25 protein-coding genes are annotated in these 26541 nt (G+C 65.0%); 23 read left to right on the top strand and 2 right to left on the bottom strand.

Annotated features, from left to right (window positions below):
- Positions 1–19 precede the first annotated feature (19 nt).
- The 20 genes from hpt to WBQ44_RS02095 all read left to right on the top strand — a co-directional run bounded on the left by hpt (position 20) and on the right by WBQ44_RS02095 (position 22804).
- Complete coding sequence (gene hpt, locus WBQ44_RS02190; RefSeq protein WP_495565098.1) at positions 20–574, top strand: hypoxanthine phosphoribosyltransferase; 555 nt, start codon at positions 20–22, stop codon at positions 572–574.
- Between the two features lie 294 nt (positions 575–868).
- Positions 869–3736 carry an ATP-dependent zinc metalloprotease FtsH gene (gene ftsH / locus WBQ44_RS02185; protein WP_495565097.1) on the top strand — a complete coding sequence of 956 codons (2868 nt, stop codon included), beginning with the start codon at positions 869–871 and terminating at the stop codon, positions 3734–3736.
- Positions 3737–3827: 91 nt separating this feature from the next.
- Positions 3828–4460 carry a GTP cyclohydrolase I FolE gene (folE, locus tag WBQ44_RS02180; RefSeq protein WP_495565127.1) on the top strand — a complete coding sequence of 211 codons (633 nt, stop codon included), beginning with the start codon at positions 3828–3830 and terminating at the stop codon, positions 4458–4460.
- Positions 4457–5317 (top strand): dihydropteroate synthase, encoded by an 861-nt coding sequence (gene folP, locus WBQ44_RS02175; protein WP_495565096.1) that lies wholly within the window; start codon positions 4457–4459, stop codon positions 5315–5317. The genes folE and folP overlap by 4 nt, the downstream gene beginning before the upstream one ends.
- Complete coding sequence (gene folB, locus WBQ44_RS02170) at positions 5310–5678, top strand: dihydroneopterin aldolase (protein ID WP_495565095.1); 369 nt, start codon at positions 5310–5312, stop codon at positions 5676–5678. The genes folP and folB overlap by 8 nt, the downstream gene beginning before the upstream one ends.
- Positions 5675–6205: a 2-amino-4-hydroxy-6-hydroxymethyldihydropteridine diphosphokinase gene (gene folK / locus WBQ44_RS02165; protein ID WP_495565094.1), complete on the top strand. Its 531-nt coding sequence runs from the start codon at positions 5675–5677 to the stop codon at positions 6203–6205. Before folB ends, folK begins: the two co-directional genes overlap by 4 nt.
- A gap of 5 nt (positions 6206–6210) precedes the next feature.
- On the top strand, positions 6211–6669 hold the full coding sequence (locus tag WBQ44_RS02160; RefSeq protein ID WP_495565126.1) for a DUF3180 domain-containing protein: 459 nt from the start codon (positions 6211–6213) through the stop codon (positions 6667–6669).
- A gap of 86 nt (positions 6670–6755) precedes the next feature.
- On the top strand, positions 6756–8090 hold the full coding sequence (locus WBQ44_RS02155) for a DUF6779 domain-containing protein (protein WP_495565093.1): 1335 nt from the start codon (positions 6756–6758) through the stop codon (positions 8088–8090).
- 184 nt (positions 8091–8274) lie between these two features.
- On the top strand, positions 8275–9210 hold the full coding sequence (locus WBQ44_RS02150) for a Rossmann-like and DUF2520 domain-containing protein (RefSeq protein WP_495565092.1): 936 nt from the start codon (positions 8275–8277) through the stop codon (positions 9208–9210).
- Positions 9207–10109, top strand: a complete 903-nt coding sequence (panC, locus tag WBQ44_RS02145) for a pantoate--beta-alanine ligase (RefSeq protein ID WP_495565091.1) — start codon at positions 9207–9209, stop codon at positions 10107–10109. The genes WBQ44_RS02150 and panC overlap by 4 nt, the downstream gene beginning before the upstream one ends.
- Positions 10110–10158: 49 nt before the next feature.
- On the top strand, positions 10159–10590 hold the full coding sequence (gene panD, locus WBQ44_RS02140; protein WP_495565090.1) for an aspartate 1-decarboxylase: 432 nt from the start codon (positions 10159–10161) through the stop codon (positions 10588–10590).
- A gap of 2 nt (positions 10591–10592) precedes the next feature.
- Complete coding sequence (locus WBQ44_RS02135; protein WP_495565089.1) at positions 10593–11396, top strand: type III pantothenate kinase; 804 nt, start codon at positions 10593–10595, stop codon at positions 11394–11396.
- A 209-nt stretch (positions 11397–11605) separates the two neighbouring features.
- Positions 11606–12166 carry a cupin domain-containing protein gene (locus WBQ44_RS02130; protein ID WP_495565088.1) on the top strand — a complete coding sequence of 187 codons (561 nt, stop codon included), beginning with the start codon at positions 11606–11608 and terminating at the stop codon, positions 12164–12166.
- Entirely contained in the window at positions 12163–12585 is a 423-nt protein-coding gene (locus tag WBQ44_RS02125; protein ID WP_495565087.1) for a rhodanese-like domain-containing protein, read from the top strand. The genes WBQ44_RS02130 and WBQ44_RS02125 overlap by 4 nt, the downstream gene beginning before the upstream one ends.
- A 117-nt stretch (positions 12586–12702) precedes the next feature.
- Positions 12703–14175: a lysine--tRNA ligase gene (gene lysS, locus WBQ44_RS02120; RefSeq protein WP_495565125.1), complete on the top strand. Its 1473-nt coding sequence runs from the start codon at positions 12703–12705 to the stop codon at positions 14173–14175.
- A gap of 313 nt (positions 14176–14488) precedes the next feature.
- Positions 14489–17026, top strand: a complete 2538-nt coding sequence (locus WBQ44_RS02115; protein ID WP_495565086.1) for an ATP-dependent Clp protease ATP-binding subunit — start codon at positions 14489–14491, stop codon at positions 17024–17026.
- Between the two features lie 302 nt (positions 17027–17328).
- Positions 17329–18924: an MFS transporter gene (locus WBQ44_RS02110; protein WP_495565085.1), complete on the top strand. Its 1596-nt coding sequence runs from the start codon at positions 17329–17331 to the stop codon at positions 18922–18924.
- Positions 18925–18982: 58 nt separating this feature from the next.
- A complete protein-coding gene (locus tag WBQ44_RS02105; protein WP_495565084.1) occupies positions 18983–19420 on the top strand; it encodes an OsmC family protein in 438 nt (145 codons plus the stop codon).
- Between the two features lie 247 nt (positions 19421–19667).
- A complete protein-coding gene (locus tag WBQ44_RS02100) occupies positions 19668–21998 on the top strand; it encodes a putative bifunctional diguanylate cyclase/phosphodiesterase (RefSeq protein ID WP_495565083.1) in 2331 nt (776 codons plus the stop codon).
- A 215-nt stretch (positions 21999–22213) separates the two neighbouring features.
- A complete protein-coding gene (locus WBQ44_RS02095) occupies positions 22214–22804 on the top strand; it encodes a diguanylate cyclase domain-containing protein (RefSeq protein ID WP_495565082.1) in 591 nt (196 codons plus the stop codon).
- Here WBQ44_RS02095 and mhuD read toward each other — a convergent pair.
- Positions 22757–23065, bottom strand: coding sequence for a mycobilin-forming heme oxygenase MhuD (gene mhuD, locus WBQ44_RS02090; protein ID WP_495565081.1), 309 nt, complete (start codon positions 23063–23065; stop codon positions 22757–22759). The genes WBQ44_RS02095 and mhuD overlap by 48 nt on opposite strands.
- 36 nt (positions 23066–23101) lie before the next feature.
- Here mhuD and WBQ44_RS02085 point away from each other — a divergent pair, with 36 nt between their 5' ends.
- Both WBQ44_RS02085 and WBQ44_RS02080 read left to right on the top strand, forming a co-directional pair.
- Positions 23102–23839: an alpha/beta fold hydrolase gene (locus WBQ44_RS02085; RefSeq protein ID WP_495565080.1), complete on the top strand. Its 738-nt coding sequence runs from the start codon at positions 23102–23104 to the stop codon at positions 23837–23839.
- 5 nt (positions 23840–23844) lie between these two features.
- Positions 23845–24651: an alpha/beta fold hydrolase gene (locus WBQ44_RS02080; protein WP_495565079.1), complete on the top strand. Its 807-nt coding sequence runs from the start codon at positions 23845–23847 to the stop codon at positions 24649–24651.
- Positions 24652–24779: 128 nt separating this feature from the next.
- Here WBQ44_RS02080 and WBQ44_RS02075 read toward each other — a convergent pair whose 3' ends face one another.
- Positions 24780–25676 (bottom strand): HhH-GPD family protein, encoded by an 897-nt coding sequence (locus WBQ44_RS02075; protein ID WP_495565078.1) that lies wholly within the window; start codon positions 25674–25676, stop codon positions 24780–24782.
- A 69-nt stretch (positions 25677–25745) separates the two neighbouring features.
- Between WBQ44_RS02075 and WBQ44_RS02070 the strand changes: the two genes are divergently transcribed.
- Positions 25746–26369 (top strand): carbonic anhydrase, encoded by a 624-nt coding sequence (locus WBQ44_RS02070; protein ID WP_495565077.1) that lies wholly within the window; start codon positions 25746–25748, stop codon positions 26367–26369.
- Positions 26370–26541 lie beyond the last annotated feature (172 nt).

Here is a 26541-nt window from a genome sequence, read left to right as displayed (position 1 = left end):
ACCTACGAAGGGACGCGCCGTGTACGAGGGCGACATCGAATCGATTCTCATCTCCGAGGAGCAGATCAAAGCCCGTACTGCGGAGTTGGCCGAGGAGATCGCGAAGCGGTACCCGCCGGATTCGCCCGAGGGTGATCTGTTGCTGGTCGGCGTCCTCAAGGGCGCGATCATGTTCATGACGGATTTTGCGCGTGCATTGCCGATTCCGGCGCAACTCGAATTCATGGCTGTCAGTTCGTACGGTTCGTCGACGTCGTCCTCGGGCGTGGTGCGGATTCTGAAGGATCTCGATCGCGACATCAACGGGCGCAATGTGCTCATCGTCGAGGACATCATCGACTCCGGTCTGACGTTGTCGTGGCTCAAGCGCAACCTGGCGACGCGCAATCCGGCGTCGCTGTCCGTGGTGACGTTGCTGCGTAAGCCGGACGCGATCAAGGTGGACGTCGAGGTGGCCAACGTTGGCTTCGATATCCCGAACGAGTTCGTCGTCGGCTACGGGCTCGATTACAACGAGCGGTATCGCGATCTTCCGTACATCGGCACGCTCGAGCCGCGCGTGTACGGCGGCTGATCGGTCTCGTCGTCGATTCGCAGGCAGTGTCTCGCGGGTCGTGATGCGGCCGAGCCGCGGTCGTGACGCGGTCTTACCGCGGTCGAGCCTCGGGGAACCAGCGGGCCCGCGGGTGCGTTGGACGGGTACGAGCGCGAGAATTGCTGCGCATGTCGCGGGCCGGGCGTCGGTCTGGTCCGCTGACCTCGGGGTGCAACGTCGGTACCTCGCGGTAGCCTGGAGTATCCGGTGTGCGGCCGGAATCCGCGCATTGGAGATGACTGGAAAGGACGAGGCCGTCTCGGCTGAAGCTGTATGAATCGGAAGACAGTAATACGGAACCTGGCCATCGTTTTCGGCATCCTGCTGGTGATCTTCGCCTTCAGCTACTTCGGGAACGACACCCGCGGCTGGAAAACCGTCGATACGTCGGTGGCGATTGCCCAGCTGGATTCGCAGAACGTCGAGAAGGCCCAGATCGACGATCGCGAACAGCAGGTCCGCCTGTACCTGAAAGAGGGCATCGACGGCGACACGCAGGTGCTCGCGAAGTACCCCGATTCCGCGTCGGAAACCATCTTCGACAAGGTCAGTGCCGAGGGTCTCGACAGTTACAACACGGTCGTCAGCCAGGAGAGCTGGGTTTCGTCTCTGCTGCTCTTCGTGCTCCCGATGTTGATCCTGCTCGGTGTGTTCATCTTCATCATGAGCAAGATGCAGGGCGGTGGCCGCGGCGGCGTCATGGGCTTCGGCAAGTCGAAGGCCAAGCAGCTGAGCAAGGACATGCCGAAGACGACGTTCCAGGACGTCGCCGGCGCGGACGAGGCCGTCGAAGAACTGTACGAGATCAAAGACTTCCTGCAGAATCCGGCGCGCTACCAGGCACTCGGCGCCAAGATTCCACGTGGCGTTCTGCTGTACGGCCCTCCCGGAACCGGTAAGACACTGCTCGCCCGCGCGGTCGCAGGCGAGGCAGGCGTACCGTTCTTCACCATCTCCGGTTCGGACTTCGTCGAGATGTTCGTCGGTGTCGGCGCGTCGCGTGTTCGCGACCTGTTCGAGCAGGCCAAGCAGAACAGCCCCTGCATCATCTTCGTCGACGAGATCGACGCAGTCGGCCGCCAGCGAGGCGCAGGCATGGGCGGCGGCCACGACGAGCGCGAGCAGACGCTCAACCAGCTTCTCGTCGAGATGGACGGCTTCGGTGAACGCACCGGCGTCATCCTCATCGCGGCCACCAACCGTCCCGACATTCTCGACCCGGCACTTCTTCGTCCCGGCCGCTTCGACCGGCAGATTCCCGTCGGCGCCCCAGATCTCGCGGGTCGTCGCGCCATCCTCGCCGTTCACTCCGCAGGCAAGCCCGTCGCGCAGAATGCAGATCTCGAAGGTCTGGCCAAGCGCACCGTCGGAATGTCGGGCGCCGATCTGGCCAACGTCATCAACGAGGCCGCGCTGTTGACCGCGCGCGAAAACGGAACCGTCATCACCGAGGAAGCGCTCGAGGAGTCGGTCGACCGCGTCGTCGGTGGGCCGCGCCGCAAGAGCCGCATCATCAGTGAGCACGAGAAGAAGATCACGGCGTACCACGAGGGCGGCCACACCCTGGCTGCCTGGGCGATGCCCGACATCGAACCGGTCTACAAGGTGACGATTCTGGCTCGCGGTCGTACAGGTGGTCACGCCATGACCGTTCCCGAGGACGACAAGGGACTCATGACGCGGTCGGAGATGATCGCTCGTCTCGTCATGGCCATGGGCGGCCGCGCCGCCGAAGAACTCGTGTTCCACGAGCCCACCACGGGCGCGTCCTCCGACATCGACCAGGCCACCAAGATTGCCCGCGCCATGGTCACCGAGTACGGCATGAGCAGCAAGCTCGGCGCCGTCCGGTACGGCCAAGAACAGGGCGATCCGTTCCTCGGTCGTTCGATGGGCGTGCAGTCCGATTTCTCGCACGAAGTCGCCCGCGAGATCGACGAAGAAGTGCGCAAACTCATCGAAGCAGCACACACCGAAGCGTGGGCGATCCTCAACGAGTACCGCGACGTCCTCGACACGCTGGCTACGGAATTGCTCGAGCGTGAAACCCTCACCCGCAAGGATCTCGAACAGATCTTCACCGGTGTCGCCAAGCGTCCGCGCATCACGTTGTTCAACGATTTCGGTGATCGCATCCCCTCCGACAAGCCACCGGTCAAGACGCCGGGGGAACTCGCCATCGAGCGCGGCGAGCCATGGCCGCCGCAGCCTATTGCTCCGAAGCCCATTGCGCCGCAACCGAGTTACGCCGGCCCGCCGCAGTTGACCAAGGGGGCGCCTGAGGGATACGGCGCGGGCAACGCACCGAACGGCTACACCAACGGTGGCCCCACCAACGGCGCACCCGCCAACGCCGGGCCCGGTTACGGTGGCCCGAACGGCGGCGGTGGTTACAACGGCGGCGGTGGTTACAACGGTGGCGGTCGCGGCGCCGGGCAGCCGTATGGCAGTACCCCGTACAGCGGCAGTGCCCCCTACAACGGCGGCGCGCAGAACGGTGGCGCTCAGAACGGTGGCGCTCAGAACAGTGGCGCTCAGAACAGCGGGCAGCACGCCGGCGGCAACCACACCGGTGGCTCGTACCGAAACCCCGAGCCGCGCCCACAGGGCTCGCGTCCCGACTACGGTGCTCCGGCCGGTTGGTCGGCACCTGGATGGCCCCCGCGCGATCCAGCCGGGTCCAACGGACGCCCCGGCGGGCCCGACAACGGCAGCCGATACAGCGAGGGCAACCGATACAGCGAGCCCACCCCGCCGACGGATCAGACTCCGCCGACCTACCAGGCGCCGCCCACGTATCAGTCGCCTCCCGCATATCAGACACCTCCGACGTATCAACCCCCGCAGTACCGTCCGCCGCAGTATCAGCCGCCGGAGCATCGGGAGCCCGTCGGCGACGGGGACGCTCACGCTGATCCACAGGCGGGTCGGGGTGCCGACCCGGCACCGCAGTACCGCGACCCCGCTGGTTCGCAGTGGGATCCACTCGGCGGTCTACCCCTCGGTGGTCACGATCGACCGAGCGAGGCGCCCGAGTCCCAGCAGAACGAGCAGCAGGATCCTGAGCAGCACGATCCCCAGCATGGTGGTGATGAGGGCCCGCGCACTCAGCGGTGGGAAGGCCCTAACGGCCATCGGTAGGGCGCCGGGCAACCTCGGCGATAGGCTGACAGCAATTCCTGGGGCAACGACGCCCCGTAACCGGAGGTAGAGACACGTGTCAGTCAGGCAGATCGACGACGAGGGTGTTTCCGTGGCAGGCGAGCAGAACGAACTCATCGCGGTCGCGACGGGAAACACGTTCGACCAACCGCGCGCAGAGGCGGCCGTCCGCGAGTTGCTCCTCGCGGTGGGCGAAGATCCGGATCGCGCAGGGCTGGCGGACACCCCGGCACGTGTCGCTCGGGCTTACCGCGAGATGTTCGGTGGCCTGTACGTCGATCCCGATTCGGTGTTGAACACGACGTTCGACGAGGGCCATCAGGAACTGGTGCTCGTGCGCGACATCCCGATGTTCTCCACCTGCGAGCATCACCTCGTCTCTTTCCACGGTGTCGCACACGTCGGCTACATTCCCGGCAAGAGCGGCAAGGTGACGGGTCTGTCCAAGCTTGCGCGCGTGGTCGACCTGTATTCCAAGCGTCCGCAGGTGCAGGAACGTTTGACCAGTCAGGTCGCCGACGCCGTCATGCGCAAGCTGGATCCGCGCGGTGCGATCGTCGTCATCGAGGCGGAGCATCTGTGCATGGCGATGCGCGGTATCCGCAAGCCCGGTGCGAGCACCACCACGTCTGCGGTCCGCGGCCTCCTTCAGTCGAGTGCGGCGTCTCGATCCGAGGCGTTGGATCTGATTCTGCGCAAATGAAGTTGCCCGGCGGCCCGGTCGTTATGGGCGTCCTCAACGTCACGGCCGACTCGTTTTCCGACGGTGGCCGATACCTCGACGTCGACTCGGCCATCGCCCACGGCGTCGAGCTCCACCGAGCGGGCGTGGCCATCGTCGACGTTGGGGGTGAATCGACCCGCCCCGGCGCCGAGCGCATCGATCCGAAGGTCGAAGCCGAACGGGTCGTGCCCGTCATCGCGGCTCTCAGCGAGCAGGGCATTCTCACCAGCGTGGACACGATGCGGGCGTCCGTGGCTACCGCCGCAATCGATGCCGGCGTGTCCATCGTCAACGACGTTTCCGGCGGACGAGCCGATCCGGAGATGGCCGCGGTCGTCGCCGACGCAGGCATTCCGTGGATCCTGATGCACTGGCGGGCGGCGGACTCGAATACCGAATCGGCGGGCTCCTATGCACATTCGGGAGCAGCGTCGCACTACGACAACGTGGTCGACGACGTTCGGCGCGAACTGCTCGAGCAAGTGGAGCTGGCAGTCGCGGCCGGGGTGGATCGCTCGAACATCGTTCTCGATCCCGGGCTCGGGTTTGCCAAGAATGCGCGCCACAATTGGCAGCTGTTGAATGCATTACCGACATTCGTCGAGTTGGGATTACCAATTCTGATCGGCGCCTCCCGCAAGCGTTTTCTGGGATCACTACTGGTGACGGCCGATCAGCCGCGTCCACCCGACGGACGCGAGGTAGCGACCGCTGTCGTGTCGGCGCTCGCTGTCGCGGGCGGCGCCTGGGGCGTTCGAGTGCACGACGCCCGTTCGACGCTCGACGCGGTTGCCGTCGTCGGCGCATGGCAACGAGGGGGAGCGGAACATGAGTGACCGAATCGAACTTTGCGGACTGAAAGTGCGCGGCAATCACGGCGTCTTCGATTTCGAGAAGCGAGATGGTCAGGACTTCGTCGTGGACATCACCGTGTGGATGGATCTGCGGCCGGCCGCGGCATCCGACGACCTGACCCGAACGCTGCACTACGGAGAACTTGCCGAAGCAGCGGCGGCAATAATCTCCGGGCCTTCGCGCGACCTCATCGAGACGGTCGCCGCGGAGATCGCCGACGGGGTCATGGCCGATGAGAGGGTCGACGCCGTCGAGGTGGTGCTGCACAAGCCCTCGGCTCCGATTCCGCTCGAATTCCGCGATGTGGCCGTCGTGGCCCACCGAACCCGGACGGCCGCATGACGACGGTTGTCCTGTCCATCGGGAGCAACGTCGGCGACTCTCTCGCACACCTGCGATCCGTCACCGAGGCGCTCGGCGACCACCTGCTGACCGCATCGCCGGTGTACTCGTCGGCGCCGTGGGGAGGCGTCGAACAGCATGACTTCCTCAACGCAGTCGTCGTTGCGCAGGATTCGAACCGCGGCCCGTACGAGTGGTTGCAGTTCGCCCGCGGATGCGAGACGGCGGCAGAACGAGTGCGTGTACAGCGGTGGGGCCCGCGAAGTCTCGATGTCGACCTGGTTGTGTGTCGCAACGAGGGCGATGACGGCGATGACGTCGTCAGCGCCGATCCGGAGCTGTTGTTGCCGCATCCGCGCGCGCACCAGCGCGCTTTCGTTCTCGCACCGTGGCTCGACGTCGAGCCGGACGCATCGTTGGCAGTCGGTGAGGATCGCCGGCCTGTGAAGCAGTGGCTCGCGGGCCTCGACCACAAGGAGAAGTCTGGTGTGCGCCCGACCGACATGACCCTGGACACGTCCGGATGAACGACATGAAGGCGACGAGAATCCGGGACCTCGCCGGGCTGTGCGTCGTCGCGGCAGTCGCGGCGTGGTTGCTGGTGCGATCGTTCTACGGGTCGCTGCCACCGATCTCGGTCGTTGCCGGCGCATCGCTCTACCCCGTCGCACTGGGCGAGGTTGTTCTCGGGTTCTACGTCCGTGCACGCATCGCCGACAGGCGGGTGGGCGACGGCCCACACCAGCTCCACCCGATCACCGCCGCCCGTGCATTGGCGCTGGCCAAAGCCTCAGCGCTCGTCGGCGCCGCGGTGACGGGAGTGTGGATCGGATTCCTGCTGCACATCGCGCCGATGGCGTCGACCGTGCGCGCAGCGTCCGAGGACCGAGCCGGTGCGGTAGTCGGACTGATCGCGGGCATCGCACTCGTCGCATCGGCTGTGTGGCTCGAGCAGTGTTGCCGGGCCCCGAAAGATAACCACGAAGCCTGACGCTGGGAGTTCTCACTACGGTGCCGGAACGAACCGCCTTCCCCGGTTGAGCGATGACCGGGCCTTCGCCGGTTACCCTGGTTGGCATGACCGAATCGACTCGCGCGAAGGCCGGCCGCCGTCCGAAGCGGAGTGCGAGCCAGCTGTTCATCGCAGCCTTGGTCGTGTTCGGTATCGCGGCAAGCGTCCTCCTACTGTTCAGCGAAAATATTCAGTGGCTCCGAGTCGGCCTGGTATCCGCACTGTGGGCAGCTATCGTCGGCGCCTTCGCCATGACGAAGTACCGGCGCGAAGCCGTGGCCGACCAGACAAGAGCCAAGGACCTTCAGACCGTCTACGAACTACAGCTCGCCCGTGAGATCTCGGCTCGCCGTGAGTACGAGTTGAGCGTCGAAGCCCGCGTCCGCAGCGAAGTGCAACTCGACACCAACGAGGTCGCGGCACTGCGCGCCGAGCTCGCCCACCTGCGCAACAACCTCCAGGTGCTCTTCGACGGCAACCTCCCCACCGAACGCGTCGCACTGCGAGCAGAAGCAGTTCGTATGCAGGAGATCGGCGGCGGCCGCAATTACGACGGCTACCAGCCCGCCCCGTCGGGCCTCTACGTCCCCGGCCGTCCGGGCACGGAACAGAACAATGGTGGACAAAACGGTGGACAGAACAGCGGTGGACAGGGCGCTGACCGGCCCTCCGACGCCGTCGTTCCCGGTCTCGCCACCCCGTACGACGAGCCGGTGACCGCCGAGACGTCGGTGCTGTACCCGGACGTGCCCATCGGAGACGAAATCCCGGCCGGCTACACCCCGCGGACGACAGCCCGTGCAGCAGCACCGAACGAAGCAGTGTCGAACGAGGCAGTGTCGAGCGAGGCAGTGTCGAGCGAGGCAGTGTCGAGCGAGGGAGCGTCGACCCAGGCTCCATCGCACCGTCCCGTGCCCGCATCCTTTTCGGGGTCCGACCAGCGCCAGCAGCGCCGTACGCCGACCCCGCCGCGAGCGAGTTTCGTACCGGACAACTCGAGGCCGGATGTTGCAGAGCGGGAGCCCGTCGAGGAGGAAGCCGTCGCGCCGAGCGTTTCGGTTGCCGAACCCGCCTCTTCGGACAGCTCGCCCGAGCAGTCGACGCCCGTCACCGATGCCGTCGTCGTCGACGATGCGGTTCCCGTGGCCGAACCGGACCCCGCGCCCGAGCCGGAAGCCGCGCCCGATCCGGAAGCCGCGCCCGAACAAGAACCCGCGCCCGAATCGAATCAGTGGGATCTGCCCGAGCCCTCCCCGCGACGCCGACGCCGCGCCGAACCGGACGCAACGGGTACCTCCGGTGCCCACAGCAACGGTCGTTCGGTAGCCGAGATCATGGCCGGCCTGCAGTCGGGGAGCACTGGAACCACCGAGCGTCGTCACCGTAGGCGCGCGGACTGACCGCTTAGCGCGCTCGGCCCTGGTGGTGAAGTAGATCACCTCGTACGGCATGGCCGACACCGCTGCGCGACCGCTATCCTCGTGCAAGGACGTCTGGTACCCGCAGAGCGGGACTGGAACGAACGAGAGGAAATTTTCGGTGACCTCACCTGAGTTCAGGAGTGGAGCCGGCGAACCATCCCCCTTGACTGTGGATCCTGCTCCTGCCCGTTTGACGGTGGGAATCGTGTCTGCTGGTCGAGTGGGTACGGCACTCGGCGAGGCGCTCGAGCGCGTCGGACACCTGGTCGTCGGCTGCTCCGCGGTGTCGGAAGAGTCGCGTCACCGCGCGCGCACCCGGCTGCCCGATTCCCAGGTACTGCCCGTCGACGAGGTCGTGCGGCGTGCCGAGCTGCTGGTGCTAGCAGTTCCGGACACCGAACTTGCCTCCATTGCCGCCGGACTTGCCGCGACGGGGGCCATCGCCCCGGGCAAACTCGTCGTACACACCTCAGGCGCCAACGGCGTCGCCGTTCTCGAACCGCTCGCCGCGCTCGGTGCAATCCCGTTGGCCATTCATCCGGCGATGACGTTCACCGGGCATCCAGAGGACACCGACCGCCTCGCCACTGCCTGCTTCGGAATCACCGCGGCGGACGACATCGGGTATGCGGTTGCTCAGGCACTCGTGCTCGAACTCGGGGGCGAGCCCGTGCACGTTGCCGAAGCTCACCGCGCGCTGTACCACGCGGCGCTGGCCCACGGATCCAATCATCTCGTGACACTGATCGCCGACTCCGTCGATGCGCTGGGTGTCGCACTGGACGGGCCGGGCTTTCCGGGAACGGACAGCGAGTCGAGTCTGGATCGCAGCCTTCGTGGTGATGTGCATCGTGCTGTGGCGCAACGGGTTTTGGCTCCGCTGGTGACCGCGGCGCTGGAGAATGCTCTCCGACGTGGACAGGCTGCACTGACGGGTCCCGTCGCGCGGGGCGATGTCGCAGCAGTCCGCACACACCTCGACGTCCTCGGTGACGTCGACCCCCGTATCGCAGCCGGATATCGCGCATTGTCGTTGCGGTCGGCCCAACGAGTCGGCTCCTCAGCCGAACTCGTCGACTTTCTGGAAGGTGAACAGTGACGCTCGCAGGGAGTTTCACCGCGGGATCGCTGACGGTTCATCATGATCCGTCCGTGGTCACCTCGGTATCCAAAGCCCTTCGCGCCGTAGGCAAGACCGTTGCTCTCGTCCCGACGATGGGTGCGCTGCACGCCGGGCACATCCATCTCGTCCGGCAAGCCAAGCTGACGGGCGCCGTGGTGATCGTATCGATTTTCGTCAACCCGCTGCAGTTCGGCGAGAACGAAGACCTCGACGCATATCCGCGGACTCTCGACGCCGACGTGGAGTTGTTGCGCGAGGAGGGCGTCGAGCTGGTCTTCGCTCCGTCGGCGTCCGACATGTACCCGAGTGGTCCGCGGACCACCGTGCACCCCGGTCCGCTGGGAAACGAACTCGAAGGTGCCTCGCGGCCCGCGCATTTCGCGGGAATGCTCACCGTCGTAGCCAAGCTCTTGCAGATCGCGGCGCCGCACGCGGCCTACTTCGGCGAGAAGGACTATCAGCAGTTGACGTTGATCAGGCAGATGGTGCGCGACCTGAATTTCGACGTCAAAATCTTCGGGGTCCCGACAGTCCGTGAGCAGGACGGTCTCGCGCTGTCGTCACGCAACCGCTACCTCGACCCAGCTCAGCGACAAGTTGCGATGGTTCTCTCGGCCGCGCTGGTGGCGGGCGCGCACGCAGCAGCCGGGGGAGCGGACGCCATCGTTGCCACCGCCCGAGGCGTACTGGAAGCGGTCCCCGAGGCGAAGGTCGACTACCTGGAGGTCCGCGGCGTCGATCTAGGTCCGGCACCGGAGCGCGGCGACGGCCGACTGCTGGTCGCTGCCAAGATCGGTACGACGAGGCTGATCGACAACGTCGGTGTTGCCGTCGGAACGGGCTTTCTGGAAGCCGGAGTGGAGCCTGCGGAATGACGGCAGTTCGGTATTCGAACCACAGAACTCATACAGGAGAGGTAACACCATGTTTCGCACGATGATGAAGTCGAAGATCCACCGGGCTACCGTCACGCACGCCGATCTTCACTACGTGGGTTCGGTTACGGTGGACCAGGATCTGATGGAGGCGGCGGATCTGCTGGAGGGCGAGCAGGTGACGATCGTCGACATCGACAACGGTGCACGCCTCGAGACGTATGTCATCACCGGTGAGCGCGGCAGTGGTGTCATCGGAATCAACGGTGCAGCAGCTCATCTCGTCAACCCTGGTGACTTGGTCATCCTGATCGCCTACGGCGTGATGAACGAGCAGGAGGTGGCCGATTATGCGCCGCACGTGGTGTTCGTCGACAGTCGCAACAAGCCCGTCGAGCTCGGCACCGATCCGGCTCATGCGCCGGAGGGCTCGGGCCTGATCACGCCTCGAACGCTGCGCGCAGACTCCGTGCTGGTGTAGCGATGCTTCTCGCGGTCGACATCCGCAACACGTCGATGACGCTCGGTTCGTTCACCGGGAGCGGGGATCACGCGAAGTTGTTGCGGGACTGGCGGATGCGTACGGACCCGCGGGTCACCGCAGATGAGCTGGCGCTGATGCTGCGCGGCTTGCTGGGCAACGATGTAGACCAGATCACCGGGGTCTCGGCTCTGTCGACGGTTCCGTCGGTGCTGCGTGAGATGCGAACGATGTTGAACCGCTACTGGAAGCACGTGCCCCACGTAGTCGTGGAACCCGGTGTGCGAACGGGTGTTCCGCTGCTCGTCGACAACCCGAAGGAGGTCGGCGCAGACCGAATAGTCAACACCCTTGCCGCGCACGATCTGTACGGAACTGCCTGCATCGTTGTCGATTTCGGGACCACGACGTGTGTGGATGTGGTGTCTGCCAAGGGTGAATTTCTCGGAGGTGCCATCGCGCCGGGGCTGGAGATCTCTGCGGCCGCGATGAGTTCGCGTTCGGCTGCGCTGCGTGAGGTGGAGCTGATCCGCCCGCGCTCGGTGGTCGGTAAGAATACCGTCGAATGCATGCAGGCAGGGGCTGTGTTCGGCTTCGCGGGCCTGGTGGACGGCCTTGTCGGACGGATTCGTCGTGAGCTGCCCGAGTTCTCCGGCAGCGACGTGGCGGTCATTGGAACCGGCGACAGTGCGCCGCTCGTCATGGCCGAGAGTTCGGCGATCGAACACCACGAGCCGGATCTCACGCTGGAAGGTCTGCGCCTGGTGTACGAGCGCAACCTGGCCAAACGAAGGACGAGGCCCTAGGTGGCTCGGTAGCCGAGCCCTGCCAAAGATGATGCGCCGGCCGCATGTGCTGCGCCGGCCGCATGCGCGGTGCTGGCCAAATGCGCTGCGCTGGCCAAATGCGCGGTGCTGTGCCAGTATCTTTCCCGTGATGTCGTGCATGGGACCCCAGGAGTGTTGTCGAGGCTGACCGCTGCCTCGTCCTATCACCGACCCTGGAGTACCTTCCCGTGCTTTCCACACCTGTATTTTCTGGATCTCCGTCCGTTTCCCACTCGGTTCTGCCGACTCGCTTGCGGCCCCACGACCTGTTGCGTATTGCCGATCAGGGCGCGTCCGACGTGCTCGACGGCCGCTTCGATCACCTGCTGCCCGCTGGTGGGATCTGGCCTTGCAACGAACGCTGGTCCACCAGATTGCACTCCGACGACGACGTCGACGTGTGGATCATCAATTGGGCCGCCGACCTCTCGACCGAACTGCACGACCACGCCGGCTCCCTCGGCGCATTGACGGTCCTCAGTGGATCACTCGTCGAATATCGTTGGACCGGCAATTCTTTGGAGCGCCGACGGTTGGACGTAGGCGACCAGGCCTCGTTCCCGCTCGGGTGGGTTCACGATGTGATGCGAGCTCCTGAGCCGGCCGCGCACTCGCAGTTGCCGACTCTCAGCGTTCATGCTTACTCGCCGCCGCTGACGGCGATGTCGTACTACGAAGTGACCGGTGGTTCGCGTCTGCGCCGAACCCGCACAGAGCTGACCGACGAGCCCGAAGGACGTTCGAAATGACCATCGTCGAAATGTTGGAGCAGGCGCGTGACCGAATCGACCGCCTGACCGTGTTCGAGCTACGCGACGCCGTCGCCCGCGGGGCCATCGTTGTCGACATCCGTCCGCAGGCGCAGCGCGCCGTCGAGGGAACACTGCCGGGCGCACTCGCCATCGAACGCAACGTCCTCGAGTGGCGTCTCGACCCGACGAGCGACGCGCGCCTCGCAGCCGCCGTCGATCACGACGTGGAGTGGATTGTCATCTGCTCCGAGGGCTACACCTCGAGTCTCGCGGCGGCATCGTTGCAAGAACTGGGATTGGCCAAAGCGACCGATCTGGCAGGCGGCTACCAGGCGCTCAAATCTGCCGGTCTGCTCGGCGTGCTGTCCAAGGCCAGGCACTGCGTGCGCGAGGCAGAGGCCGTCACCGCGCACTGATTCTCGCGCGCTCTGATTCTCGTTTGTCGCACGTGGCGGATAAAGTGTGCGGCTGTGACTGATGCAGCTACCCCCACCGTCGACGACACTCTGGAACAGGCCGATTCCCCTGAACAGATGCGGATTCGTCGTGCCAAGCGGGACCGACTGCTGGAGCAGGGGCGGGAGGCCTATCCGGTGTCCGTCGCTCGTACGCATTCGCTGCGTGAGATTCGCGACCTGTATCCCGATCTGGAAGCCGACACCGCGACGGGTCATCCCGTCGGCGTCGTCGGACGCGTCATCTTCGTCAGGAACACGGGCAAGCTCTGCTTCGCGACACTGCAGGAGGGTGACGGCACTCAGCTGCAGGCGATGATCAGCCTCGCGGGCGTCGGAGAAGACGCGCTTGCCTCGTGGAAGTCCGACGTCGATCTCGGTGACTTCGTGTTCGCGCACGGTGAAGTCATCAGCAGCCGCCGCGGCGAGCTCAGTGTCATGGCCGATTCGTGGCAGATGGCCTCCAAGGCGCTGCGGCCGTTGCCCGTCGCGCACAAAGAGCTCAACGAGGAAACGCGCATTCGGCAGCGCTACCTCGACCTGATCACTCGACCCGAGGCGCGCGAGGTCGCCCGTAAACGCATCGCTGTCGTTCGCGAATTGCGCAGCGCTCTCGAACGACGCGGCTTCCTCGAAGTCGAGACCCCGATGCTGCAGACCCTGCACGGCGGCGCAGCGGCACGGCCGTTCGTCACACACTCGAATGCCCTCGACACAGACCTGTATCTACGGATTGCGCCCGAACTGTTTCTCAAGCGTTGCGTCGTGGGCGGCATCGAGAAGGTGTTCGAGATCAACCGGAACTTCCGCAACGAGGGCTCGGACTCGTCGCACTCGCCGGAGTTCGCGATGCTCGAAACCTACGAGGCATACGGCACGTACGACGACTCCGCGCAAATGACCCGCGAACTGATCCAAGAAGTTGCGCAGGCAGCACTCGGAACGCAGATCGTGCTGCTGCCCGACGGAACCACGTACGACCTGAGCGGTGAGTGGACGACGCTGGAAATGTATTCGTCGCTGTCCGAGGCCATCGGCGTCACCGTCACCCCGGACACCACCGTCACGGAACTGCTCGAGCTCGCAGAGCGGGTCGGTCTCGAGGTACCCCGCAAGGACGGCAAGCCGATCTACGGCCACGGCAAGCTCATCGAGGAGCTGTGGGAGAACCAGGTCGGCGACGGTCTGTCCGCCCCGACGTTCGTGCGTGACTTTCCGGTGGAGACGTCGCCGCTCACCCGTCAGCACCGCAGCAAGCCGGGTGTGACGGAGAAGTGGGACCTCTACGTCCGCGGTTTCGAACTGGCAACGGGATACTCCGAGCTGGTCGACCCGGTCATCCAGCGTGAACGGTTCGAGGACCAGGCACGTCAGGCGGCGGCAGGTGACGACGAGGCGATGGTGCTCGACGAGGACTTCCTCGCCGCGATGGAACAGGGAATGCCGCCCACCACCGGAACTGGAATGGGAATCGATCGCCTGCTGATGGCGCTGACAGGATTGGGAATTCGCGACACGATCCTCTTCCCCATCGTCAAGCCGCAGTCCTGACCGGCGCGGTTACCACTTCCGCGTCCTGTTCGCCACCAGCGGACAGGAAATTGGAAACGTTTTCGTTTGCGCTCGCGTTATGAACGGTAAGCAGGCATCAAGGAACCCGCGTCGGCACCGCCGGTGACGGTACGGGGACCGAGGGTCGGCACGTGAACCATCGGCCAACTACAGTTGAGTTACAGGGCCCAGACGCATCCGCGTCGGCGTGAGACTTACCTTCAATGCCGAGCGACCCCGTTTGCTAGATACCGTGGTGCTGGAAAGACCTGGTGGGTGCGTGCTACCACCCGCCGAGAAGTGAGGGAGAGCGATGTTCGAGAGGTTCACCGATCGCGCGCGGCGTGTTGTCGTCTTGGCTCAAGAAGAAGCCCGGATGCTCAACCACAACTACATCGGCACGGAGCACATTCTGCTCGGCCTCATCCACGAGGGTGAGGGCGTTGCAGCCAAGTCTCTGGAGTCGCTGGGTATCTCCCTTGAAGGAGTCCGCAGCCAGGTCGAGGAGATCATCGGCCAGGGCCAGCAGGCCCCGTCCGGTCATATCCCCTTCACCCCGCGCGCCAAGAAAGTCCTAGAGCTCAGTCTCCGCGAGGCGCTGCAGCTCGGCCACAACTACATCGGCACCGAGCACATTCTGCTGGGCCTGATCCGCGAAGGCGAAGGCGTCGCGGCCCAGGTTCTGGTCAAGCTCGGAGCCGACCTCAACCGGGTACGTCAGCAGGTCATTCAGCTGCTCTCCGGCTACCAGGGGAAGGAGCCGTCCGAGTCCGGCACCAGCCGCGGCGAGGCGGGCACCCCGTCCACCTCCCTGGTCCTCGACCAGTTCGGACGCAACCTGACTCAGGCCGCCCTCGAGGGCAAGCTCGATCCGGTCATCGGCCGCGCGAAAGAAATCGAGCGCGTCATGCAGGTCCTGAGCCGTCGTACCAAGAACAACCCCGTCCTCATCGGTGAACCCGGTGTCGGTAAGACCGCGGTCGTCGAAGGTCTCGCGCAGGCCATCGTCAACGGCGAGGTCCCCGAGACGCTCAAGGACAAGCAGCTCTACACTCTCGACCTCGGTTCGCTGGTCGCAGGCAGCCGTTACCGCGGTGACTTCGAAGAGCGCCTCAAGAAGGTCCTCAAGGAAATCAACACCCGCGGCGACATCATTCTGTTCATCGACGAGCTGCACACGCTCGTGGGTGCAGGTGCGGCCGAAGGTGCCATCGACGCAGCGTCGATCCTCAAGCCGAAGCTGGCTCGTGGCGAACTGCAGACCATCGGTGCAACCACCCTCGACGAGTACCGCAAGTACATCGAGAAGGACGCAGCGCTCGAGCGTCGATTCCAGCCCGTGCAGGTCGGGGAGCCGACCGTCGAGCACACGATCGAGATCCTCAAGGGTCTGCGTGATCGCTACGAGGCGCACCACCGCGTGTCGATCACCGACGGTGCTCTCGTCGCCGCTGCGACCCTGGCCGATCGTTACATCAACGACCGGTTCTTGCCGGACAAGGCAATCGACCTCATCGACGAGGCGGGCGCACGGATGCGCATCCGTCGGATGACTGCGCCGCCAGACCTCCGCGAGTTCGACGACAAGATCGCCGACGCTCGTCGGGAGAAGGAATCCGCGATCGACGCACAGGACTTCGAGAAGGCTGCGAACCTGCGCGACAAGGAGAAGCAGCTCGTCCAGCAGCGCGCTGAACGAGAGAAGCAGTGGCGCAGCGGCGACCTCGACGTTGTTGCCGAGGTCGACGACAACGAGATCGCCGAGGTTCTGGGCAATTGGACCGGCATCCCGGTGTTCAAGCTGACCGAGGAGGAGACCACCCGTCTGCTCCGCATGGAAGACGAGCTGCACAAGCGGATCATCGGCCAGGTCGAAGCAGTCAAGGCCGTCTCCAAGGCAATTCGTCGTACGCGTGCAGGTCTGAAGGACCCGAAGCGTCCGTCGGGCTCGTTTATCTTCGCCGGCCCGTCCGGTGTCGGTAAGACCGAGCTGTCGAAGGCCCTGGCGAACTTCCTGTTCGGCGAGGACGACGCGCTCATCCAGATCGACATGGGTGAATTCCATGACCGCTTCACAGCGTCGCGTCTGTTCGGTGCGCCTCCCGGATACGTCGGCTACGAAGAGGGCGGTCAGCTCACCGAGAAGGTCCGCCGCAAGCCGTTCTCCGTCGTGCTGTTCGACGAGATCGAAAAGGCACACCAGGAGATCTACAACACGCTCCTACAGGTGCTCGAAGACGGTCGTCTCACCGACGGCCAGGGACGCACGGTCGACTTCAAGAACACCGTGCTGATCTTCACCTCGAACCTCGGTACTTCGGACATCTCGAAGGCAGTCGGCCTCGGTTTCTCCTCGGGCGAGGGCACCGGATCGAACTACGAGCGGATGAAACTCAAGGTCAACGATGAGCTGAAGAAGCACTTCCGCCCCGAGTTCCTCAACCGCATCGACGACATCGTCGTGTTCCACCAGCTCACCAAAGACGAGATCATTCAGATGGTCGATCTCATGCTCAACCGAGTCGAGGGTGCGCTCAAGAACAAGGACATGGGCATCGAGGTCACCGAGAAGGCGAAGTCGCTTCTCGCCAAGCGCGGGTTCGATCCGGTACTGGGTGCGCGGCCGCTGCGTCGCACCATCCAGCGTGAGATCGAAGACGCCTTGTCCGAGAAGATTCTTTTCGGCGAGGTCGAGGCAGGTCAGATCATCCTGGTCGACGTCGAGAACTGGGACGGCGAAGGCGCGGGCGAGGACGCCAAGTTCACGTTCCGCGGCGAGAAGAAGGCGATCAGTGTTCCTGACGTCGTTCCGATCGACTTGGCCAAGGCCTCGGGCGACGATGGCGAGTAAGTAGTCGGACTGCACACAAGGGCCGCACCCCACCCGGGGTGCGGCCCTTGTTGCGTTCGGCCACGTTGCGTTCGGCCACGTTGCGTTCGGCCACGTTGCGCTCGGCCCTTGATCCGCTCGGCCCTTGATCCGCTCGGCTGGGGCGCACGCACCACCCACCGCCGCTTGAATGGTCCATCCATACGATTTATCAGCTACCAGGGTCCATTCGAGCGGTGGGTGCGGGCAGGTCGGGACTCCAAAAGTAAGTTCGCACGCCGAAGGTGAGGCGCTTGGGGCCGAGGTGGGCTTGACTGTTCTGCGTGACCGTCGACAAGGGTTCGGTGCCGCCGCGGGCGACGTTGGTGCTGTTGGTGCTCGTGCTGGTGGCGGCTGTGGCGAACTTGAATCTCGCTGTCGCGAACGTCGCGTTGCCGGAGATCGGTCGTGACTTCGACGCGAGTCAGACGCAGCTCAATCTGATCGCGGTGGCGTATTCGCTGGGTCTCGCGGCGTCGGTGTTGTATCTGGGGGCCATCGGCGATCGGTACGGGCGCAAGCTGTTGCTAATTCTGGGCATGGCGTTGTCGATTCCGGCGTGTGTGATTGCGGCCTTTGCGCCCAATTTCGAGGTTTTGTTCGGCGCGAGATTGCTCGGCGGTGTGTCTGCGGGGCTCGCGTATCCGACGACGCTCGCGTTGATCACCGCGTTGTGGTCGGGTCCGCCGAGAACGAAGGCGATCGCACTGTGGTCTGCGTTGGGAGGTGCGTTGTCGGCAATGGGGCCGTTGTTGTCGGGCGCGATGCTGGAGAAGTTCCATTGGGGCTCGGTGTTTCTGGTTACCTCGCCGCTGGCGGTTCTGGCGCTCGTCCTCGCGGCGCTGTTCGTCCCCGCCCACGTCAACGAGTCGATCGATCCAGTCGACAATCTCGGCGGCATCATCTCGGTGGTGTTCATTGCAGCTCTGGTGCTCGGCATCAATTTCGCACCGGTCGACGGGATGGGTACGACAGCGATGGGCGTTGGAGTGATTGCCCTTGCGGCCGGTGCGGCGTTCGTCGTTCGGCAGTCGAGAACGAAGTTTCCGCTCTACGACCTCGCGATCGCGCGGCGTCGCACGTTCTGGGTGGCGGGACTCGCGGGGATCATCGTGTTCGGGTCGTTGATGGGCGTCATCTTCGTCGGGCAGCAGTTTCTGCAGAACGTCCTCGGTTACTCGACGCTCGCAGCCGGTGCGTCGACGCTCCCTGCGGCTGCGGCCATGGTGGTGGTCGCACCGCAGTCCGCGAAATTGGTCGAATCGCGTGGGTCTCGGTTCACCCTTCTTGTTGGGTATGCGTTCATCGTCGCTGGTCTCGTGGTTGCCTGGGCGACGTGGAAGGAGGACGCGTCGTACGGGTCCGTCGCCGCCGGTTACGTGTTGTTCGGGGTGGGGGTCGGCTTTGCAGGTACTCCTGCGTCGCGGTCGTTGACCGGTTCGGTTCCGGTCGATCGAGCCGGAATGGCCTCGGGCACCGCCGATCTGCAGCGCGATCTGGGCGGGGCGATCATGCAGTCGACGCTGGGTGCCTTGCTCACCGCCGGGTACGCGGCGTCGCTGTCGGCGCAGATTGCGAGTTCGCCGAACGCGGGGTCGATCAGCGCCGACACCCAGGCGGCTTTGACCAAATCTTTCTCGTCCGCCGTCGATCTTGCGGAACGGTACCCGCAGTACGGTGATCAGATCGTCGCTGCTGCGAAGCAGGCGTTTCTGGACGGCGATCAGCGATCGTATGCCGCTGCCCTCGGTGTGGTTCTCGTCGGCGCGGCACTGGTCTTCTGTGCATTTCCCAAACATGATCGCGAGAAAGCCCTTCTGAGGCAATACCATTCGATCGACGTCGTGCGATCGGGAACGCCCGACGTGGCAGCCGGTTAGCCTGGGGCGGACGACTCCGCCGATCGGTGGAGTCCGAAACGAAAGGACTGACACAACCATGCCAACACGTACCTCTCGCACGGCCTGGAACGGCAGCTTGGAAGAAGGATCCGGTCAGGTCGAGCTCTCGAGTTCGGGTGCCGCGACCTTCGACGTGTCGTTCCCCAAGCGTGCCGCCGAGAACGCCGACGGCACCACCAGCCCGGAAGAGCTCATTGCCGCCGCTCACTCGTCGTGCTTCGCAATGCAGCTCTCGGCACTCATCGCCGAGGCGGGTGGCACTCCGCAGAGCCTGGAGGTCACGGCTGACGTGTCGTTGGGGCCCGACAACCCGGGCTTCAAGTTGACGGGTATCAAGCTCACGGTTCGCGGGGAGGTCGACGGCCTCGATGCAGAGGGCTTCGCGAAGGCGGCCCAGGATGCCAAGGACACGTGCCCGGTGAGCAAGGCGCTGACCGGTGTGGAGATCACCCTGGATGCGTCGCTGGAGTCCTGACCTCGGCTGTTGACTGCGTGCGACCGGCCCGTTACCGGTTCGATTCCCCGGCATCGAGCACAGTGAAACACCGCTCGACGGCCATTGCCGGGGAACCGCCATAGCGGGCCGGTTGTGTTGTCTGCAATTGTTTGGAGGATCAACCGATCCATCAGGCAATCGGTATCGAATGCCAGGCGCGCAGGTTGTTTTCTGAGCGAGCGGACACAACGGTGGTTGGGGGACCAGGAAAGGACACACTCGAGGTATGAGGTGGTCGTGGTTCCTCGCAGCGGGGTCAACGGGTGTCGTCGCATACCTGTTGGTGCCGGCAGGCGTCCCCCGTATTGCGGTGTACGCCGCAGTCACGACGGCCTGTGTGCTCGCATTCGGCTTCGGCGGACACCATCGGCACGAGATCAACAGGCGCTCCTGGCAACTGCTGCTTCTCGGGCTGACGTCGTGGGCGGTAGGTGATCTGGTGACAGGAATCCGCCTCCTCGGCGGGGACGTGGTTCCCATCGTGTCGTCGGCCGACGCCGCCTATCTCCTGGGACACGGTCTCGTCGTCGCCGGACTGCTGTCGATCAGGGACGAGAGAGGCCGCGTCTTCCACATCCAGGACGTACTCGAAGGATTGATCGTCGCGACGGGCCTCGGGTTGACGGCGTGGATCTTCGTGGTCGGCACCAAGACGTATGTCGCTCTGGGCGTCGAATCGTTCTCCTTGTACTGGCCCGTGGTTGCGTACGCTAGTGCCGACGGGTTTCTGGCGTCGCTGATGATCGTCGTCCTGCTGTCCAAGCGGGCTAGAACGGTCCCGTTTGCGTTCACCGGTATGGCGTTGCTGGCGGTGTCCGCTTCAGGCTGGGCGATGTACACCGCGGTCGACACCCTCCGGTTCCGTGAGCTCACGTACGTGAGCGCAGGCTGGCTGGTCGGCTACGTGTTGTTGACCTCCGCCGCCCTGTATCCAGCGCGGAAACTGTGGGCTGCGCGGGAGGGGTCGCTCGGCGCTCGGCGCATCGTCGATCGCGCCCGGTTGACCGGACTGTCCATCGCAGCGCTGATGTCTCCCGCCGTGATGGGTATCCAACTCGCCCGCGGAATTGCCGTCGCCGAATGGGGCTGGGTGGTTTTCGGCGCGTCGGTCGTTGCCGTCGTGCTCGTTGCCGCCCGGATGGCTTGTTTCCTGTCGGTGCTGCGCAAGCAAGCCGACGCATTGACCGTCGCCGCGGTGTCGGATCCGGTGACGGGTCTGGCCAACCGCCGGCATCTCGGCGAACTGCTCGAACTGTTGATCGTCGAGGCCGAAGACGACGGCGTGATCGTGTTCATCGTCGACATCGACCGTTTCGCTCAGATCAACGAGACGTTCGGTTACCCGGTGGGTGACCGCGTGCTGCGCAGGATCGGGCAGCGTCTGAGGTCTGCTGCGACGACCGACTCCGTTGTCGGGCGGCTCGGCGGGGATCAATTCGTGGTGTCCATGACGGGTAAGCGCATGCCGGGAACCGCGCTGGAATGCGCCGAACTTTTTCTCACCGCCGTGAGCCGGACGATGTTCGTCCGTGACATCAACGTTGCCCTCGACGCCACCGTCGGTGTCGTCCAATCTTCCGACCTCGTTGATGTGGACGCGGAATGCCTTCTGCAACACGCACATGTTGCCCTCACCGCAGCCAAGCACGGCCACGCCCGTGCGTCCGTGTACCTGCCGTACATGGACAGTGACCGGCACGATCAGATGAGACTTCTCGGTGAACTCGAAACAGCTCTGCGCGAACGTCAACTCCGCGTGTTCTTTCAGCCGTGCCTGAATCTGCACACGCGCAAGGTGTCCGGCGTCGAGGCACTGCTCCGCTGGCAGCACCCGCGTGAAGGGCTGATCGCTCCCTGCCTGTTCCTGCCCGATGCCGAGCGCACCGGAATGCTGCCCGCCATCACCGCATACGTGCTCGAAGGCTCCCTCGAATGCTGCAGCACGATGAGAGCGCGTCGTCCCGACTTCGGTGTTTCGGTCAACCTCTCGGTTCGTAACCTGCTGGACCCGACGCTGGTGGACCAGGTGTCCGGCGCGCTGCAGAGACACGACGTTCCCGCTACCGCAGTCGAATTCGAAATCACCGAGACCACCGCGATGACCGACCCCAGGCGCTCGGTGGACTCGCTCGTCGCCCTCCGCGACATGGGGGTGACCGTGGCCATCGACGACTACGGAACCGGATACAGCTCCCTGGCGTACCTTCGCACACTCCCGGTGCAGACCCTCAAGATCGACAAGTCGTTCGTGACTGCGATGAATACGCAGCCGACCAACAGCTCGATCGTCGGCTCCACCATCGAACTCGCACGGAGCCTGGGTATGACCGTGGTGGCGGAAGGCGTCGAGGATGCCGAGACCCTCGTGCGGCTCCGCGATTTGGGCTGCGACGGCGCACAGGGCTTTCACATCGGTCGGCCCGTTCCACCAGAAGAACTGGAAGCGCTCGTCGAGCGCATCGAAACCGAGCTCGATCCCTGCGCATTGGAGTGGGGGAGCACGATCTCGCCGGCCTCGCTCACCCGCACTGTCGCATCGGCTGCGTCGCGAACCTGAATTGTGTGTTGCCCTGACCGGGAGCGTGAACTCCCGATGACAGCTGTAACCGACCCGTGTGCGGGTCGACGTGGGCCGAGTGGAGTGCGAAAAAGCGGAGCCGTACGTCGAGGACTGGGTGGCCGAATTCGCCGCTACAGCCGACAGGTGTCTACAGCGCCGACCCCAGGCACTTCGAGGACGGTGAGCCCTCCTTCCTTCACACGGTCGCCGGAGTGCTGTCCGCTGCCATCAGGCGTGACGAGCTCGAGAACGAACTCCGGCGGCGAACCATGCACGATCCTCTGACGGGTCTGCCGAACAGGGTGCTGGCTCGGCAGCGAAGCGAGGACGTGCGAACCCACGGAAACTCCTGTGCAATAACCGTTCTGGTGATCGACCTCGACAATTTCAAAATGATCAACGACACGAAGGGACATGCCGTCGGCGACCGTGCACTGCAAGCAGTAGCCCACGTCCTCGCCGGCGCTGCCGCGGAGGGTGACACCGTGTCCCGATTCGGCGGCAACGAGTTCGTCGTACTGCACAGGGGTCCGAATCCCGAGGAGCTGGCCCGCGGGATCCTGCGCGATCTCGACGCCCCGTTCAACATCGACGGTTACGGCATCACGGTGTCCGCGAGTATCGGCGTCGCCGTGGACGAGCAGTTCACCGCGGACCCCGACGACCTCCTCCTGAGGCGAGCGGACATCGCGATGTACACCGCCAAAAACCGCGGCACCGGATTCGCGGTGTACGGCGAGCCCGAGCTCGCCAGGTCAGGCCTTGGCAGGCACGTCCAGTACGACCTCGAATTCGAGCAGTGAGGCCCCCGACGCCACCGGCTTCGCTCGTTCGCCGGAGTGTGCTTCGCGCGCAGGCCCCGACGCCCACTGCTGAAACGCTTCCTCCGTCGCCCACTGCGTCACGACGAAGTACCGAGATTCACCCTTGACGGGCCGAAGAAGCTGGAACCCGAGGAATCCCGGTGACCCTTCGACGGCTCCGGCGCGCGCGGCGAACCGCTTTTCCAACTCGGGGCCTGCGCCCTCGGGTACCTCGATTGCGTTGATCTTCACGACTGCCATGTCGGTCAGGCTACCTGCGTCACTACGCTCGGAGGGATGTTGCACGACGAGGGTGGATCCGGTGATCCGATCCTGCTTCTGCACGGGTTGATGGGCAGCGCTCGAACGTGGCGCAGGCAGGTGCCGTGGCTGCGCGAGTTCGGCCATGTCTACTCGTACGACGCGCCGGGGCATCGGCGCCCACCACCGACGTCGCTGCGTACCGAGGAGTTCGTCGCGGACCTCGCCCGGCACGCGGACACGATCGGGCGCACGACGGTCATCGGCCATTCCATGGGCTCGCTGCACGGTTGGTGCCTCGCGGCCGAGCGGCCCGACCTCGTGGCGGCCCTCGTCGTCGAAGACATCGCCCCCGATTTTCGTGGCCGAACCGCCGCCGCTTGGGCGGCCATGATCCGGGAGTGGCCGCAGCCGTTCGCCACCGAGCAGGACGTGCTCGACCACTTCGGAGCCGTCGCGGGCAGATACTTCATCGATTCGTTCATCGAACGTCCCGACGGCTTCTACCTGCACGGCGATGTGACGACGTTCGAGGCGATCTCGTCGGAGTGGGGCACGCGGCACTTCTGGGACGAGTGGGACGCCATCGCCGTTCCTTCGCTGCTGATCCAGGGTGCATCCGGAATCACCCCCGACGGTCAGATGCGCGAGATGCACGCCCGGAACCCGCACTCGACGCATGTCGTCGTGCCGGATGCCGCACACCTGGTCCACGACGAGCAGCCCAAGGCATATCGGGCGGCAGTATCGGAGTTCCTGACGCGGCTACCATGACGCGAATGTCGTCGGCAAAGATCAACGGAATCGAAATCAACTACGAGGTCACCGGCAGCGGCCCACTCGTCGTGCTGGTCATGGGCACCGGTAGCGGTGGGCGGGTGTGGAAGGCACATCAGGTCCCGGCGCTCGTCGGAGCCGGGTTCACGGTCGCGACGTTCGACAACCGCGGTATCGCTCCCTCGTCGGAATGCGCCGACGGAATGGTGCTCGACGATCTAGTCGCGGACACCGCGGCCCTCATCGAGCATCTCGGCGGCATGCGTGCGCGTGTGGTCGGAACCTCGATGGGCGCCCGCGTCACACAGGAGCTCGCGTTGGCGCGGCCCGACCTCGTCTCGCACGCGGTGATGATGGCCACCTACGGTCGGTCGTCGGCAATGCAGAAAGCAATGGCGCAGGGTGAACGAGACCTCTATGACGCGGGCGTCACGCTCCCGGCGTCGTACCGCGCAGCGATCACCGCGATGAACAACTTCTCCCCGGCGACGCTTCGCGACGAGCAGGCCATCGGCGATTGGCTTGCTGTCCTCGAATTCTCCGCAAGCGGACGGAGTCCCGGAAAGCGAGCGCAGATCGGACTCGAAATGCGCGTCGGCTCGGAACGGTTGGCGGCGTACCGCGGTATCGCCGCTAAGTGCCTCGTGGTCGGATTCGCCGACGACCGGCTCATCCCGGTACATCTCAGTCGCGAGGTGGCACAGGCCATCCCCGGTGCACGCTACGAAGAAATTCCGGACACGGGGCACTTCGGCTACCTCGAGCGCCCCGCGGTCGTCAACAAGATTCTTGTGGACTTCTTGCGCTGACGCACCCGGAAGGCGCTGACGCAGCCGGAAGGCGCTGACGCACCGGTGTGCGAAAAGTGCTGTTCCAGCAGCACTTTTGGCACACGGGCGGCGGAGCCGCCTTTTGCACACGGGCGGCGGAGCCGCCTTCACACGGGCGGCGCAGCCGTATCCCCTTCGCCGGCCAGGGCGAACAGGCCGGACTCGGTTTGTTCGACGAGACCGTCGGTCAGCAGGGAGTCCAGTGCGCGGTCGCGTTGGCCCGGGTCGGTGAGCCAGACGATGTCGAGGCTTGCGCGTTCGACCGGGCCGTGACTGTCTCGCAGTACGGCCATCAGTTTGCCCCGGACCTGACGGTCGGTGCCGGCGAATTTTTGTACCTTCTTCGCCGGCCCGGTGTGCGGTGGCCGGCCCGCCTCGATCCACGAGCATTCCGGCAGCGGGCACAGCAGACACGCCGGGTTCCTGGCCGTACAGATGAGGGCGCCGAGCTCCATCAGGGCTGCCGAGTAGCGGGCAGCGCGGGGTTCGTCGGCGGGGAGCAGGGCTTCGACGTCGGCGAGATCGCGGGTCGTCGACGGGTTGCCGGGCTCTGCGAGTCCGTGCACGGCCCGGGCGACGACTCGGCGAACATTGGTGTCGACGACGGGTACACGTCGGCCGTAGGCGAAGCACGCGACCGCCCGCGCGGTGTATGCCCCGATGCCGGGTAACCCGAGCAGCGTGTCGACGTCCGCGGGAACGACATCGCCGTGTTCGGCGGCGAGAACCCGCGCGCACTCGTGGAGCCGCAGCGCCCGTCGCGGATAGCCGAGCTTGCCCCAGGCTCGTAGAACTTCCGCCTGCGACGACGCCGCCATCTTCGACGGGACCGGCCACCGTTCGACCCAGTCCAACCAGATCGGCGCGACCCGGGACACCGGCGTCTGCTGCAGCATGATCTCGCTCATCAGGATCTGCCACGCGCTGACGCCCGGTCGCCGCCAGGGGAGGTCGCGTTCCTCTGCATCGAACCATCCGAGGAGAGCGGTCGTGTCTATCGGCACGTGAACTGCAGCCTTTCTTCGAACACACCCGACTCGCCGGTAGTCCGCGGTCGGTGCACAATGACATCCATGCCAGCTACGAACCCAGTCTCAGCATGGAAGTCTCTCAAGGAGGGTAATCAGCGCTTCGTCGCCGGCGAGCCCCTGCACCCCAGCCAGGGCATCGAGGACCGAACGCGACTGGCCGAGGGTCAGAACCCCGGGGCCATCCTCTTCGGGTGCGCGGACTCCCGCGTCGCCGCCGAGATCATCTTCGACCAGGGTCTCGGGGACATGTTCGTCGTCCGCACGGCCGGCCACACCATCGACTCGTCGGTGCTCGGCTCGATCGAGTACGGAGTCGCGATCCTCGGCGCGCCGCTGATCGTCGTTCTCGGACATGACAAGTGCGGTGCCGTGCAAGCGACCATCGACGCGCTCGACTCCGGAAACACTCCGGGCGGATACATCCGCGACGTGGTCGAGCGGGTCACCCCGTCGGTCCTGGGCGCGCGACGCGATGGGTTCACCGCGGTCGACGATTTCGAGGCGCGTCACGTCGAGGAGACGGGCAACCTGTTGATGCAGCGTTCGCGGATCATCGCCGACAAGGTCGAATCCGGCGACGTCGCAATCGTGGGTTTGACCTACGCACTGGCCGAGGGAACGGCGCGGTTGCGCGAGGTCATCGGCAATATCGGCGAGCTGCCCTGACGCGAAAGGCCAACGCGTTCCGCGACACGCCGCATGCGCTTGCCCGGCGCCTGAGCTGGTGACGCATACGGTTGTTCTGTGTTGCAACCATCCGGGCCCTTGCCTCCCGAAATCTATTGGCGTCGTCGTGCGCTCGCCATCGGTGCGGCCGTCGTCGTGCTCGGTCTGATCG

The sequence above is a fragment of the Rhodococcus sp. (in: high G+C Gram-positive bacteria) genome, assembly GCF_049591685.1.
Taxonomy (GTDB): Bacteria; Actinomycetota; Actinomycetes; order Mycobacteriales; family Mycobacteriaceae; genus Rhodococcoides.
This window is presented reverse-complemented; position numbering and strand designations above follow the sequence as displayed.

Bases quoted from the DNA above. Each gene is read 5' to 3' on its own strand.
- folK (WP_495565094.1), top strand. From the start codon at position 5,675: ATGACGACGGTTGTCCTGTCCATCGGGAGCAACGTCGGCGACTCTCTC.
- lysS (WP_495565125.1), top strand. From the start codon at position 12,703: ATGCGGATTCGTCGTGCCAAGCGGGACCGACTGCTGGAGCAGGGGCGG.
- WBQ44_RS02070 (WP_495565077.1), top strand. From the start codon at position 25,746: ATGCCAGCTACGAACCCAGTCTCAGCATGGAAGTCTCTCAAGGAGGGT.
- mhuD (WP_495565081.1), bottom strand. From the start codon at position 23,065: ATGGCAGTCGTGAAGATCAACGCAATCGAGGTACCCGAGGGCGCAGGC.
- WBQ44_RS02085 (WP_495565080.1), top strand. From the start codon at position 23,102: ATGTTGCACGACGAGGGTGGATCCGGTGATCCGATCCTGCTTCTGCAC.
- folB (WP_495565095.1), top strand. From the start codon at position 5,310: ATGAGTGACCGAATCGAACTTTGCGGACTGAAAGTGCGCGGCAATCAC.
- ftsH (WP_495565097.1), top strand. From the start codon at position 869: ATGAATCGGAAGACAGTAATACGGAACCTGGCCATCGTTTTCGGCATC.
- WBQ44_RS02080 (WP_495565079.1), top strand. From the start codon at position 23,845: ATGTCGTCGGCAAAGATCAACGGAATCGAAATCAACTACGAGGTCACC.
- WBQ44_RS02135 (WP_495565089.1), top strand. From the start codon at position 10,593: ATGCTTCTCGCGGTCGACATCCGCAACACGTCGATGACGCTCGGTTCG.
- panD (WP_495565090.1), top strand. From the start codon at position 10,159: ATGTTTCGCACGATGATGAAGTCGAAGATCCACCGGGCTACCGTCACG.
- WBQ44_RS02115 (WP_495565086.1), top strand. From the start codon at position 14,489: ATGTTCGAGAGGTTCACCGATCGCGCGCGGCGTGTTGTCGTCTTGGCT.
- WBQ44_RS02105 (WP_495565084.1), top strand. From the start codon at position 18,983: ATGCCAACACGTACCTCTCGCACGGCCTGGAACGGCAGCTTGGAAGAA.
- WBQ44_RS02155 (WP_495565093.1), top strand. From the start codon at position 6,756: ATGACCGAATCGACTCGCGCGAAGGCCGGCCGCCGTCCGAAGCGGAGT.
- WBQ44_RS02125 (WP_495565087.1), top strand. From the start codon at position 12,163: ATGACCATCGTCGAAATGTTGGAGCAGGCGCGTGACCGAATCGACCGC.
- folP (WP_495565096.1), top strand. From the start codon at position 4,457: ATGAAGTTGCCCGGCGGCCCGGTCGTTATGGGCGTCCTCAACGTCACG.
- WBQ44_RS02160 (WP_495565126.1), top strand. From the start codon at position 6,211: ATGAAGGCGACGAGAATCCGGGACCTCGCCGGGCTGTGCGTCGTCGCG.
- WBQ44_RS02100 (WP_495565083.1), top strand. From the start codon at position 19,668: ATGAGGTGGTCGTGGTTCCTCGCAGCGGGGTCAACGGGTGTCGTCGCA.